The sequence below is a fragment of the Winogradskyella poriferorum genome (assembly GCF_050618035.1).
In the GTDB taxonomy this organism is placed as follows: Bacteria; Bacteroidota; Bacteroidia; order Flavobacteriales; family Flavobacteriaceae; genus Winogradskyella; species Winogradskyella poriferorum_A.
On sequence record NZ_JBODPY010000001.1, the window covers coordinates 95596 to 109374 of the forward strand.

The 13779-nt window shown below is 30.7% G+C and carries 12 protein-coding genes; all 12 read right to left on the reverse strand.

Features of this window, described 5'->3' with window-relative positions:
- Positions 1–16: 16 nt before the first annotated feature.
- Positions 17–2350: a GumC family protein gene (locus ACRHOC_RS00475; RefSeq protein WP_431156528.1), complete on the reverse strand. Its 2334-nt coding sequence runs from the start codon at positions 2348–2350 to the stop codon at positions 17–19.
- 3 nt (positions 2351–2353) lie between these two features.
- Positions 2354–3115 (reverse strand): polysaccharide biosynthesis/export family protein, encoded by a 762-nt coding sequence (locus ACRHOC_RS00480; protein WP_431156529.1) that lies wholly within the window; start codon positions 3113–3115, stop codon positions 2354–2356.
- 66 nt (positions 3116–3181) lie between these two features.
- A complete protein-coding gene (locus ACRHOC_RS00485; RefSeq protein ID WP_431156530.1) occupies positions 3182–4279 on the reverse strand; it encodes an MraY family glycosyltransferase in 1098 nt (365 codons plus the stop codon).
- A gap of 71 nt (positions 4280–4350) precedes the next feature.
- Entirely contained in the window at positions 4351–5436 is a 1086-nt protein-coding gene (wecB, locus tag ACRHOC_RS00490; protein WP_431156531.1) for a non-hydrolyzing UDP-N-acetylglucosamine 2-epimerase, read from the reverse strand.
- A 21-nt stretch (positions 5437–5457) separates the two neighbouring features.
- Positions 5458–6153, reverse strand: a complete 696-nt coding sequence (locus tag ACRHOC_RS00495) for a WecB/TagA/CpsF family glycosyltransferase (RefSeq protein ID WP_431156532.1) — start codon at positions 6151–6153, stop codon at positions 5458–5460.
- A gap of 1 nt (position 6154) precedes the next feature.
- Positions 6155–7342 (reverse strand): delta-aminolevulinic acid dehydratase, encoded by a 1188-nt coding sequence (locus ACRHOC_RS00500; protein ID WP_431156533.1) that lies wholly within the window; start codon positions 7340–7342, stop codon positions 6155–6157.
- Positions 7335–8378 (reverse strand): glycosyltransferase family 4 protein, encoded by a 1044-nt coding sequence (locus tag ACRHOC_RS00505; RefSeq protein WP_431156534.1) that lies wholly within the window; start codon positions 8376–8378, stop codon positions 7335–7337. The genes ACRHOC_RS00500 and ACRHOC_RS00505 overlap by 8 nt, the downstream gene beginning before the upstream one ends.
- A complete protein-coding gene (locus ACRHOC_RS00510) occupies positions 8375–9250 on the reverse strand; it encodes a sulfotransferase family protein (protein WP_431156535.1) in 876 nt (291 codons plus the stop codon). Before ACRHOC_RS00510 ends, ACRHOC_RS00505 begins: the two co-directional genes overlap by 4 nt.
- Complete coding sequence (locus tag ACRHOC_RS00515; protein ID WP_431156536.1) at positions 9243–10415, reverse strand: O-antigen ligase family protein; 1173 nt, start codon at positions 10413–10415, stop codon at positions 9243–9245. Before ACRHOC_RS00515 ends, ACRHOC_RS00510 begins: the two co-directional genes overlap by 8 nt.
- Positions 10399–11406: a polysialyltransferase family glycosyltransferase gene (locus tag ACRHOC_RS00520; protein WP_431156537.1), complete on the reverse strand. Its 1008-nt coding sequence runs from the start codon at positions 11404–11406 to the stop codon at positions 10399–10401. The genes ACRHOC_RS00515 and ACRHOC_RS00520 overlap by 17 nt, the downstream gene beginning before the upstream one ends.
- A complete protein-coding gene (locus tag ACRHOC_RS00525) occupies positions 11403–12644 on the reverse strand; it encodes a lipopolysaccharide biosynthesis protein (RefSeq protein WP_431156538.1) in 1242 nt (413 codons plus the stop codon). The genes ACRHOC_RS00520 and ACRHOC_RS00525 overlap by 4 nt, the downstream gene beginning before the upstream one ends.
- Positions 12634–13344 carry a sulfotransferase domain-containing protein gene (locus ACRHOC_RS00530; protein WP_431156539.1) on the reverse strand — a complete coding sequence of 237 codons (711 nt, stop codon included), beginning with the start codon at positions 13342–13344 and terminating at the stop codon, positions 12634–12636. The genes ACRHOC_RS00525 and ACRHOC_RS00530 overlap by 11 nt, the downstream gene beginning before the upstream one ends.
- Positions 13345–13779: the final 435 nt, after the last annotated feature.

Here is a 13779-nt window from a genome sequence, read left to right on the forward strand (position 1 = left end):
AAATTTTCACTAGAGATTAAGAACCACTTCCGTAGCCATAGTTATAGCCATAATTATAGCCATAACCATAAGACTTACTTGCTCCAACGCTATTTATAACATAGGCCATATTTTTAAGTTTACCAGCCTCATTTAGTTCTTTCGAAAACTCTAATAATTTCTTTTCTGTGTAATTAGCGCGCGCAATATAGATTGTCGCATCAGCTAATTGCGAAATCAACATTGTATCTGTAACTAAAATGATTGGAGCTGTATCCACAATTATATAGTCGTAGTCTTTTTTTGCTTCTTCAATTAAGGTTTTAAACCTCCCATTTGTTAATAAATGAGCTGGATTTGGAGGTATACTACCGGATAAAATAATGTGATGGTTAGGATGCTTTTCAAATCCTTTTATTATGGCTTCTTTCCAATTAAAATCTATATCATGTAAATAATTAGATAAACCAGGTCTATGCTTATCCTCGTTAATGTGAGAATGAATTTGAGGGTTTCTCAAATCCGCACCTATAATAAGTACCTTTTTATTTATACTAGATAGTGCCAGGGATAAATTTAGACTCACAAAGGTCTTGCCTTCACCTTTTATTGTTGATGTACAGTAAATGACTTTACTTTTTTCATTATCCTGTACTGGCAGAATATAATCAACGTTTGAACTTAAAATTCTAAAGGATTCTGCAAGTGCACTTCTATCATTAGGATCATTGAAGATTAAATTTTGCTTCTTTTTTAAATCTGGTATTTCACCAATTACTGGAATTTCAGAGGAAACCTTAGTTAAATCATCTTTCCCATGAATTTTTGTATCTAGCGTAAACATTAAATACAGGAAACCAAAAGGAATTAGTAATCCTGCCAAAAAAGCCCCAATGTATATAATTCCTCTTTTTGGAGAAATTGGTTTAACACTTGACAATGCATTTTCAACAACCTTTATTGAAGGCTCAGTAATTGCAAGATTGATAGCTGCCTCTTCACGTTTTTGGAGTAACAATAAATATAGACTCTCTTTTATTTTCTGTTGGCGCTCAATGGCCCTCAGTAACTTTTCCTTTTCTGGAATTTGAGATACTTGACCAATAAATTTTTTATTTCTAGACTTTATTTGGTTTTGAGTGACTCGTAATTGAGCCATATAAGAGTTGAGCGATCGATTAATATTAGACTTTAAATCTTCTATAGTATTCGTAGCTAATTTAACTGCAGGATTATTAATACCTCCACTACTAGCTAACCTATCACGCTCAAGAACTGTTGTATTATATTCATTAACTAAATTATTTATACTTTGATTCTGCAAACCAATATTTGCAGGTAATAAATCTGACTCAGTTGTTGTAAGTGCCTCTTTCAATAATTTGGCTAGTGCCAATTGGTTTTCAATTGTAAAAACTTCCTCATCTGATTTAGTTCTTTGTCTTAAACCCAATTCTGCATCTGTATCAAGATCTATAAGATTATTATCCTGTTTAAATTCTTGTCGATCAACTTCAATATCGTCTAACTCGTTTGCCAAAAATGCAAACCGATCATCAATAAAATCAATAGTGCGTTGTGAAACTAATTGTCTATCCGTAATTCCATCTTTATTAAAAACACTTACTAAAGTATCCAAAATACTTTCAGACAATTCAAAACTCTCTCCTTTTAAAGTGAGTTGTAATAAATCACTTTGTTCACCGATTGCTTCAACTTCAATTTGAGATTTCAGCAAGAGAGCAGCCTTTTCAATAGTGTTAAAGTTTATCAAATAGGTTTTACCAATTACATCTTCCAACACTTCCCCTTTATTATAAATTATATTGAAGGGTAAATCGTGCTCCACAATTGTAGAGTTATGGTTTTGGAATAAATAGGTTTGTTCCGTGGTAACGTTTATTACTTCGAATTTATCATTCTCAAGAATTACTTTATAGGTATCGTCACCAGTGATGCTATCTGAACTTATTAATTGGTCATATTCAAATGGTAATTTTGCAACAGGTGATGTTTGAATAGTACCTTCTTCAAAAAATTTAGTGTTTAAATTTAGCTCTCTTACGACTCGCTCAATTATAATGTAGGAAGTTAATATTTCAATCTCATTTTCAAGATTGATGTTAGAACGTTTAAAAATAAATGCTGAGGTGGGTAATTCAAGTCCATCAGACTCATCTAATATCTTCACCTTGGCAGTTGTCTCATAAATTTTAGGCGCATATCTTAAATAAACGTAAGCACTAAATAATGTCAAAAGTGTAACTAAAATAAACCAAGGCCAATAATTTAGATATCGCCTCAACTCCTTTTTTAAATCTAAACTTTCCTCTTCTTGAAAAGCCATCATACTCTTAAACGAATTATCCATAAACTATCTAGAAACTAAAATGGCAACACTTAGCAACAATGAGGCAATTGTTAAAACATTATTTATGTTTCCAATAAAACCCGCATTTTTTACTCTAGGGTTATTTGGATTTACAATAATTACATCATTGGGTTTTATAAAATAAAAATCGCCACTCATAAATGAACTTGACGTTAAATCTATATGAGTAATTTTTCGTACACCATCTACCTCTCGCGTAACTAAAATATCTTCTCTTTTACCATTAATTGTCAAGTCTCCAGCGTATCCTAATGCTTGTAAGAGGGTAATATTTTGCTCAGTAAAATTGTATGTGCCAGGTTTATTAACTTCACCAAGTATAGTAATTTTAGCATTTAACAACCTCACACTGACGGTGGGATTGGATAAATGTCCGCCAGAAACTAACTGTTGCCTTATTTCATTCTGTAGTTCCTCAGTTGTTAAATTTGAAGTCTGAATTTTCCCTAATACAGGAAAATTAATAGTATTCTGCTCTGAAACTAAATAGCCTTCTAATTGTAATAATTGCAGGTTTTGGGCAATTTGAGCTTGTGAAATATTTTTGTTATATGGTATTGATGCTTCTGGCACTAAACTCTCAACAGTAATTTTTAATATGTCATTAGGTTGAATTTTTGCAGATTCATAATTCACTTTATTTATCCCTTCATTAGAAGCGTCCTGTAAGTAAAGGACTTTTTTCTTGGAGGCACATGAGGATAGCATGCACAAAAATAAAACACTTATAACTCTAATTTTCATGTAATGTATATTCGGTATTAAACAAATATAATCGCAATTGTACCATAAACAAAGTGGAGTACTTACTTATATATCTTTACTAGTCCTTTTTCTAATTAAAAAGGGTGACAGATATAGAAAAGAACCATAAATCAATAACAAGAAAATTTGGTGATTTAACTTTAAATGTGTCAAATTAAAAGCGATAATAATAATTACAAGATTTATGATTACAATGATTAATGTTGTTTGTAAATGCGTAAAACCAATATCCAAAAAACGATGATGAATATGATTCTTATCTGGTTTAAATGGATTTGCTTTATGAATAAAAATTCGAATAAAAAATATTCTAAATGTATCTGCTAAAGGAAAAAATAATAATGCAAATGCCAGTGCTGGAGCATCGCGGTAATATATAGACTGATCATCGGACTGCGCTATGTTAATAAAACTTATGGTAAAAAAAGCCAACAGAAAACCAACTATTAGCGACCCTGTATCACCCATAAATATCTTGTTTGATTTAGAAAAATTAAGTTTTAAAAACGCAATCAAGGCACCACACAATGCTATGGCAATTGTAGCCAAACTCAAGTCATTTTCGATAACAAAAAAGTAAACAAATAATCCGCTTACAGCTAATGCAAAAGTTCCAGCTAAACCATCCACACCATCTATTAAATTAAAGGCATTGATTATAAGTACGTAGACAAACATTGTAAAAGTAATGGAAACCCAATATGGCAAAACATCGATATCTAAAATCGTTGAAAAACTAATTATTCTTGTGTCTGTGAAGATAATTAATAAACCAGATGCTAATATTTGACCAGCAAATTTCTTTGTAGCAGACAATACTGTTAGGTCATCTTTTAAACCCAAAAAAAAGAGTATGGTTAGTCCTCCCATTACTAAAAGAAGGACTTTAGTATTCAAAAATGCTCCAACAATGGTCATAACCACAATCAAACTCAAAAAAATCCCAATACCTCCTAATGTTGGTGTATTATTGGAGTGAATACTTCTTACGTCGGGGACATCCATCAAATTTCGTTGCTTGGCCACATAAAGTATAGTCGGAAATGTTCGATATGCTAAAACCAGTGACAAGATAAAAGCTATAATAAGCCAAATTTCAATATGATTAGCCGGAGAAAAATCTTCAAATAAAGTTTTAAACATGGTTGATGATTAGTAGCAATCTAAGTATTTGAAATATACAAAATTATTATTCTCAACTGTATTTTATGGACTTATTTATATAAATCAACTAATACCTTTATGATTCGTTCTGACGTCTTACCATCCCACTTTGGTATAGGTTGTCCCTTTTTCCAATCACCTTTAAAAAGCAAGTCAAAATATTTTTTCAATTGATCAGGGTTCGTGCCAACTAGCACATTTGTCCCCAAGGAAATTGTTTCAGGCCGTTCAGTATTATTTCTTAAAGTCATACAAGGTATATTCATAATTGAAGCTTCTTCTGTTATCCCTCCAGAATCAGTAATTATTGCTTTGGCATTCTCAACTAAATAATTGAATTCAAAGTAACTTAACGGTTCAGTTGTATGCAAACGTGGATGGTTAATTTGCAATTCCTTTAATATTCTAGCGGTTCTTGGATGAACAGGAAAGATAATTGGCAATTCTCTAGAATTTTGCATTATCCCATTTATCATTAATTTTAATTGTACTTCTTCATCAACATTGGCAGGTCGATGCATGGTCATAACAATATATTCTTTTGGTGCAAGAGTCAATTCATTCCAAATTTTAGGCGCAAAAAAACTAGACCTGTACTTAAGCAATGTGTCAATCATTGTATTCCCAACAAAAAAGATACTATTCTTATCAACTCCATTGCTTATCAAATTCTCATTAGCTTTTTTTGAAGTCGTAAAAAAATAATTAGTGATGCTATCTGTAATTAATCTATTTATTTCTTCTGGCATAGACCAATCTTCAGATCTAATACCAGCTTCTATATGTGCTACTTTAGTATGAAGTTTTTGAGCAACTACCGCACAAGCCATAGTTGAGGTTACATCACCAACAACAATTACCAAATCGGCCGGATTAGCCAATAGTTCATCTTCAAATCTTAACATTATAGAGGCGGTCTGTTGAGCATGACTACCTCCATCACAATTTAAATTTACATCTGGTTCTGGTATTTGAAGTTGTTCAAAAAAACTACCAGACATATTATTATCGTAATGTTGACCTGTATGAACTAAGCGATAATTAATGTTGACTCCCTTTGATATCTCCTCATCTAATGTGTGAATAATAGGCGCAATTTTCATGAAGTTTGGTCTTGCACCTGCAATTATTGTCATTTCTAACGGCATAAAATTCAATTAATAGCGTCCCAAAGTTAGATTAATAAAAAAACGAACCAAATGTATTTGACGTTTAATTCTTGATGGCTGATTTATAAGACGGTAGGCCCACTCCAAATTATTAGAAACCCACCATTTTGGAGCTCTCTTCACGTGCTCAGTATATACATCAAAACTTCCTCCTAGTCCTTGATACAATGCACTGTGCTCTTTTTGAAGTCTTTCCATTAAAAGTTCTTGTTTTGGAGAACCCATAGCCACAAAAACAATACTTGGTTTTTTGGCTATTATTTCATCAATTAATTCTTTAGTTTCAGCCTCCGTAATATAACCATTTCTATATCCACAGATATTTATTCCTTTATACTCATTTTTCAATTTTTTTACAGTAGTATCAATAATCTCTTTCTTACCTCCAATTAAATAAAATGATTTGGATTGGTAATACCTTTCAACAATGTTAAGCCACAATTCACAACCAGGAATTTTACTAACATCTTTATATCCCTTTTTATGTAATGCCCATACAGCACCTATACCATCAGGATATCCAAGATTTCTACTAACTATTCTGCGACTTTCCTCAGTAGCGTGTAATATCTTCTCTGCATTAACCGCAACTAGAATTTTCTTATTCGTATAAGCATAATCAATTAGTTCTCCTCTTGATTCAGGAGCATAAGTTAAAACCCTATTTAATAATACTGACTTCATATTATTTGACAGATTCTAAATGGAAATGAGCCATAGCGTTAAACATAAATGCATTACTCCAACGCATGTAAGATATTTTGGAGCTAAAGCCTCTTCTATATTGATAATAAAAATAACCATTCTTTGATTGCATATTCTTTATCGTCCAATCTAAAATGAGTTTCAAGAAATCTTGATTCGCTTTAAATTCATTAAGCTTTGAGGCTGTAACAATTACCTGTGCAGGACAATGTATATCAATAGGATAGGTTTTATTGTGATAATATTTTGACTTTCCGTCAGGTTCGAAAAAATTCTCCTTATAATATTCCCAACCTATTTGAATATTATTTTGAAATGATTGGTCCTTGGTAATCGTTTGATACGTAGCTATGGCATCTAAATTAAATCCAGTATGAAAGCTATCTTTCCAATTTTGAACAGGTAATAAACCATAAATCCAAGAGCCGTCCTTTTCTTGCATATTGCAAGCCGCAATTACTGCTTTTCTAGCTTCATCGTAATACTCAAGCTTTTGGCTGTATTTATAGGCATAACTTAATATTTTTGCACCTAGCAAGGACGCATTAATTACTGTGTTATTGCCATCTAACACACTATACGAAAAAATATGGCCTTCGCCATATGGTGTTCTTGTTAAGTCCTTTAGCACAAATTCTGCTGCAGATACTGCAACTTCAATTACAGATTCGTCCTTTGTGATTTCATAACTTTCAATTAAGGCTTCAACACAAAAACATGTTACAACAACAGTAGGGGTGTGTTTTTTAAATAAGAATAGTCTTCTAGCTTGCCAATCAAAATTATAACCCCAACATGCTCCAGAATACTCATTGTTCTTAAGGCTTAATAATAACCCAGTAATGTTTTCTATTTTTCTAAGCAACTCCGTTTGGGAGCCGAAAATATCATCTCCATTTTTAGCTGCGTGGTATAGTTTGCAATACCCTGATAAAAATAAGGCTACACCTTTGGCATTATGTTCCTTAGGTACCAAAAACAATTTTCGGAAATTGATGGGACTACGCTTAAAACCTTGAATCCATGCTAACCTTGCCAAATCCCAATACTTCATTGGTAGGGCTTGAAAAAATTTTGAGTTGAGTCCATCATAGGGGTCCCATCCTTTATAATCTTCGGATTCACAATAGTCATTTAGTCTTAAAAATGAATCTTTAAAGTCAACCATTCATCAATAAATTTTCAAGTTGCCTTACTACTTTACTCGCTAGAAAATGTTCCTTTGCAAAGTTATGATTATATTCTCCTATTTGACTACATCTATCTGGATTCTCAATTAGTCTTATAAGTGCATTTGCATAGTCCTTTGGATCTAAACTATCCATTAAATAGCCCATTTTTTCATTTTCAAAAAAATCATTTATACCTCCAACTGGCCGTGTAATTACAGGTAATCCAAACGCCATGGCCTCAATCACCGAGGTTGGCATTCCTTCCCCGTGAGTTGTTGGCAAAACATAGATGGATGACCTTCTAAAAGTATCAATAAGCAAATTACCATTGATGTTTCCTAGAAATTCTACTTGTTTAATTGGTGCTTTTTTGACTTTTTTCTTGGCTCGATTAAGAGCACCACCTTCACCTGCGACTATAAGCTTTACATTCGGAAACTTTTTCAAGATATGTTTAAATGCTTCTAGAATAATAAAAATACCCTTATTCTCTTCTATTCTAGCTAGAAAAAGAATAGTAGACTCGATAGGTTTCGAATCCATAGAAAATCCTTTTAACAATCTATCATCTACTTTTGTTGTTGTCAAATAAATAGGTTTTTTAACTCCCCATTTCAATAAAGTTTTTCTAAAAGAACCTGCTAGAACCAAAATAGAGTCTGCTTTATTAAACACTCTAACAAAATATTTTGGATTATTTTCGATCTTATTAACCGCTTCACTATCCCATCCATGAAAAAAAACAACTGTTTTAATTTTTAGAAATTTACTGATTATTAGAAATAACGCATCTCTTTTGATGGCAGTTTTGCCTAAGGATGGATTTAAAACAATAACATCATATTTTACAAACAGACATTTTACAAAAAACTTGAAATAATCATATATCAAAATCAAATACGATAAATAATTATTTCGTCTTCCAATAACATTATAAGTTACTTGATTATTCCAGTAACATCTCAGACCAATGAAATGATTTGAAACACCACCAGGTTGAGAAAGACACGGCACATTTATCAACACCTTCATATCCATTTCTGAATTGATGAATGATTCGAAAACCGCTTTAATTTCTTTAGTTCATCTTCAAAAACCCTCCTTAGATACATTATATCTTTATCTGTTATCTCAATTTCAATTGGTTTATTTGAAATATTTATTTGTTCAATAAACTTGGCCATTCTTTTCCTAGACCTGAATGAAAAAAAAGGTTTAATTATGTCTGTAACCTGAGGATTCCGCATTAATAAGTTTAACCACTTAATCCGAGGTGTTGAAGAGGCATTCAAATGAATAAAATCAAATTTAAAAAAACTAACTATGTCTAAGTCATCTAATAAGTCCCTTAAAACTCCTTCCTGTTTTTGCTCATGAATCAAATCATCAAAATAAATTAGTTTTATCTGATTCCTAGAAAAAAAACTAAGGTATGTATCAATTTGATTGGAATACATACCATGAGCAACATATGAGTTGTTTGATAATTCTTGATAAGAATTTAACTCTTTATTTAATTCTCTAGCAATAGCATCAGAGAATGATCTATTTTCCCTCAAAGTTCTTACGAAATACTTATAGGCAGAAATTGCCCGATCTACAGGATTACGAAGACAGATTATAAGATTGGCTTCTGGGTTATAATCATGTATTCTTTTTGCACATAACTCATCAAAATATAGATAATTAACAGCACTATGTAAACGAATTTCTGATCCTCGCAACCGATAAAATGACTCTATATGTTCATATCCTTTTGAGAAAATTCCATCTTCAGAAAAAAAATGATAATCCTTAATCTCTTTTGGAGCATCAATTAATGGATGCTGCCCTAACCAATCATATAAACTTGTTGTACCGGCTTTTTGAGCACCAATAATAAATGTATTAATTTTCTTACTCATAAAGAAATTTTTGTTTTATAGCTATGCCAAAGAGATAACCAATACTCATAGATAGAATAATTTGATCCGTACGAATAGTTCCCGCAATAATTGCTCGCCCTAACCATATTAAAAAGCAGAACAACAATAAAACTTTTAAATAACGATTCATTTTTTTTATCCAACCAATATTTCTTAAATAAAATATTAATACCAATGAATAAACTATTAACCCAATAACACCAAAATCCACTAGAAATTCGATAAAATCGTTATGAGCAAAATTCCCTCCTAAACTAATAGTTGCGAAAAATCCATAACCAAAAATAATACCGATAAAATCAGAGTCCAACCATTTAGTCAATAATGTTTGCCATATAACATCTCTTCCTGATGCTATCATATTTCTTTTCTCGTCTTGAATAGTTAATAGTCTATATTCTAAGCTTTCGAATGCGGAATCAATAAAGAAAAGATACCCAAAGACAATTAAAACGAGGAAAAATAGAATTTTCCAGTTTAGTTTAAACGTTTTTTTTATCCATCTAAAATTATACAAGCCGTATAAAAACAAAAAAATGAAAATCACCAAAGCCCCTCTTTTCCCTGTGAGCATTGTCAATATTAAAGCGATTATAAAAATCCAAATATTATATTTTTGAAACTTGAAGAGCAACAATGGTAAGATCATAACAAAGATATAGCCAGCAGAAGTATTTATGACATCAACACCATCTATATTACGCGCTGTTATAAAAGCATAAAAAATTTCAAAAAGCCCATTAAAAAGAACAACTATAATTAAAGTATTAAGTAAGCCAACAGATAAGTGTTGACGTATTGTTCCATAAAAGAAAAATAAAGCTACTGCGAATATGTAAATAGCAATAACCAAATCTCTTGGACTATTTGTGACATGGTATGATGGAATACTATTAAAACCTATACAATAGTAAATAATCATCAGACCTATGAACAATCTCCAAAATTTAAAAAAGGTTAGTCTACTTGACAACTTACTGTAAATAGACAGGTTCCTTAAATTATACCAGGAAACAAGAATCAGGCTTATCCCACCAATTGCCTGGACAATAGGACGTGAGCCTCCTTCATCATTACGAATCGCAATATCGGCGGTCAAATAGATCAATATAGATAACAGTGCTAACTTAAATAAAATCTTCATCAAAATCTTTTATTTCCTTGCTACGATTTAAAACATCATATACCAGCTCAATATTGAACCAGTCCCCTTGTTTCTTTTTGTCGTCAGATATATTGATAAACATTAATTTCCCAGAATAACCTAATTTATTCATTGTAAATAATGTAGTCGAATAAAAACTCACTATATACTTCGGTGTAATTGTACTTTCTAAATAAAATATTTCAAAAGGTTTAGAGTTTTCAAATTGACAAATTGGGAACTCATAATGATTTTCGATACGATGTTTAAAATACTTAATTCCTAATTGATTAGAATTTGCAAATTTTTCTATCCTTTTAATCATAGATAAATAATCTAATTCAGAAATCATCTTTTTCTGAACAATAGGTGTACCCAAAATCCATATTTCAGGACTGTCATTTTTTGGCACAGAATATGTACTTTTTGATTGCTTTAGGTCATTATTCTCAATTGTATCGTTTATTGAGAATTCCAAATTATCGAATATTGTAAAAAATTTATATGGTCCTTTATATTTCTTCTTTGTCCTTAAAAAAAACTGACTGAAAATAAAATCACGATTTAAAAGCCTTGATTTTGGTGTAATTTTCTTTTTTCTGTTATAAGATATGACAATTGTTAGTGTTCCGTCATCTACCACTACTGGCTTATGGTTTAATTCATGTAGATTTATTAAATACTCACACCAAATATTATATAAATTGCCAATGATAATATTTTCAAAACTTAATCGTTTTAACTTTTTCTTAGCCAAAAATTCGGCCCTAAATATTCCAATCCTCTTTTGGTCAAATAAAAAAATAACTTCAGCAAATTTTTCATCATTGAACAGTTCAAGAATCTGATGATTAACTTTTTTTCGCTTAGACATCAAAACCAAAATGCAATTTCTTCTTTCAATCCCATACTTCCCTAAATACTCTGTCACGTTTAAAAATTGAAACGTACTTGATATCATAATTAAATATTTACAAAATCTAGGTTTCATTTCAATCGGTTTAGGTTTATATAATATAAAATAGCTACAACCATTTCAGATAATAGCGAACCTATAGAAACTGCAACTAATAGTGAAGAAAAAATATTACTTGCTAAATAAGTAGTTAGAAAAATCGTGACAACTTTTAAACCTATTATCGTTTTAAAAATTTTAATATTCATCAAGGCATTCAAGGCATTATGAAATATAAGATTTGTTCCATAAAACACACCAGAAAATATCATAATTTGGGCAGCTACAATACCTTCTTGATACTCAGGAAAAAACACAGGAAAAATATAATTCAAGGAATAAGCGAAAACAGCACCTCCTAAAAAGGTCAGTGAAAATAAATAAATCGCAGATCTAATGGCAAATTGGCTGACCTGCTTTTGACTATCGGTTTTACCATATCGATGTGACATTTGAGGAAACAAATAGCGATTTGTATATTTTGGTATGTTAAGCATCGCCTGTCTAATACTCCAAGAAGGAGCATATAAACCAACTAAATATGGTGTACCTATCAATATCAATACTAATCTTGGGAAACTTTGTATTTGAGAATTCACATAATTCCAGAAATAAATTGGTAAGCCTACCTTAACTAGATAGATGAAATCTTCTTTTCTAAATTTATGCTTTGCCTTTAATGGACTGTAACAGCTTAACAAAAAAACTGTTTTTGCAGAAATTAGCAATAAATAAAAAATATATCCCCAAATTTCAAAATAATATATCAACGGAATAAAAAGAATATATAAAACAGTTAATACAAATTGAATATTAGCTAGCCTATTAAATGCTGATGAAGATCTATATGTAGCACCGAAAAGATCAACGTTTAGATTGAACGTCGTTAAAACTAAGGCAAGAATCAAAAATGTAAATCCTTCTAAGTTTATTATTTCAAAAATGTAAAAAAACAGTCCAAACAATGACCCAATTAAAATCATAAGTAACCCAAGTATTCTCACATAATATTTGGCTGTTTGCAAAAGAGTTAATCCCCTCGAGTTATTTCCTTTACCTATCCAATATGGAATTTCTCTATTTATACCTACCGTGACGCCAAGATTTAGAATAGTTAGATAGCTAACAATAACTGTAAAACTTTGCCAATAGCCTAAAGACTTTGGATCTATCCATCTGAAGATAACAAAACCAGCGAGTATTTGGATAGTTGTTTTGAAGAGACCTGAAAAAATATATTTTCCAGCAATTTTCTTCTTTTTTTCAATTTTCATCTTTAATTTTTGGAAACCATCCTAAATCTGTTAATAAATTTATAGAATAAATTGTATTGGTATACTTCTTCTTTATCCAAATACGAAACTTTCTGTAAATAGATTGTTTTCTTTTTGAATAACGTTTTCTATGCACCTCAAACTCTCTTTTAGTCAATTCTAGATCAAAAAAAACTTCTATTGAACGGATAATTTTAGCAGGGGATTTTTTAAATTCTTCAAATTCTACAATTAAAGTATTTTCATCATTAACTTCCTTCCAACCATTATAAAACAACAAAAGATCGTCAAACAATCCATTTTTTTTGCATTTATCTAACCAATTATCTGAGGTCAATCCATATTTAAACCCTTTAAACATTTTATGTATTCCGCTTTCAACTCCTCTCTGATAAGCTAAAATCACCTCATGAGGATCTCTTAAAAGAACAACTTTTCTCGTATTTCTTAATAATTCAACATTATTCCTAGAAGGAAATATATGTTGTTTATAAAGAACTTTATCATCCACCCATTTTTGACATATTTCCTTATTGAACTCACGTATATCGCTATGTAAATTATGTAAATACTTCAACTCATTTGGCTTTGGAAAATGCTTGTAATCTGCTGTCTGCTGTATAGCTTCAATAGTATGTAACTCACCGATTGTAGACATAATAGAAGTACTAGCACTTTTTGGGATAGCAATCAACAACATAAAATATCTGATTATTTCATCGAAGTAAAATATTGAATACTCTAATAAATCTCTTTGTTAAATAAATTTTCGACTACTTTATTTTCAAGTTGAAAATAATGCTTATTACAATTATTCTCAATATATTCTATAATCATTCTTGTGCGATTGTTAATTGTTTATTGTATAAATATAAAAGCCATTCTTTAGGTGTAAGATGTCCACAATACTATACGAATAGTTTCATTAATTTATTAAATATCTCTAACTAAATAACCTAGTACATTTGTACACTTCGTTAGCTTAGTAAAAGTATTATATCATTTTAATAAATGAGCTTTACTTGTGAAGCAACCTTTGTCAACAAATCTAAACTAAAATGAATTAGTTCAAATAGATTATTTATTAAACCTATTAACATTATAATATAAGCCTTAATTATGTTATGGACGCTGA

Coding starts and splice junctions, on each gene's coding strand:
- ACRHOC_RS00475 (WP_431156528.1), bottom strand. CDS start 2,350: ATGGATAATTCGTTTAAGAGTATGATGGCTTTTCAAGAAGAGGAAAGT.
- ACRHOC_RS00480 (WP_431156529.1), bottom strand. CDS start 3,115: ATGAAAATTAGAGTTATAAGTGTTTTATTTTTGTGCATGCTATCCTCA.
- ACRHOC_RS00485 (WP_431156530.1), bottom strand. CDS start 4,279: ATGTTTAAAACTTTATTTGAAGATTTTTCTCCGGCTAATCATATTGAA.
- wecB (WP_431156531.1), bottom strand. CDS start 5,436: ATGACAATAATTGCAGGTGCAAGACCAAACTTCATGAAAATTGCGCCT.
- ACRHOC_RS00495 (WP_431156532.1), bottom strand. CDS start 6,153: ATGAAGTCAGTATTATTAAATAGGGTTTTAACTTATGCTCCTGAATCA.
- ACRHOC_RS00500 (WP_431156533.1), bottom strand. CDS start 7,342: ATGGTTGACTTTAAAGATTCATTTTTAAGACTAAATGACTATTGTGAA.
- ACRHOC_RS00505 (WP_431156534.1), bottom strand. CDS start 8,378: ATGAAGGTGTTGATAAATGTGCCGTGTCTTTCTCAACCTGGTGGTGTT.
- ACRHOC_RS00510 (WP_431156535.1), bottom strand. CDS start 9,250: ATGAGTAAGAAAATTAATACATTTATTATTGGTGCTCAAAAAGCCGGT.
- ACRHOC_RS00515 (WP_431156536.1), bottom strand. CDS start 10,415: ATGAAGATTTTATTTAAGTTAGCACTGTTATCTATATTGATCTATTTG.
- ACRHOC_RS00520 (WP_431156537.1), bottom strand. CDS start 11,406: ATGAAACCTAGATTTTGTAAATATTTAATTATGATATCAAGTACGTTT.
- ACRHOC_RS00525 (WP_431156538.1), bottom strand. CDS start 12,644: ATGAAAATTGAAAAAAAGAAGAAAATTGCTGGAAAATATATTTTTTCA.
- ACRHOC_RS00530 (WP_431156539.1), bottom strand. CDS start 13,344: ATGTTGTTGATTGCTATCCCAAAAAGTGCTAGTACTTCTATTATGTCT.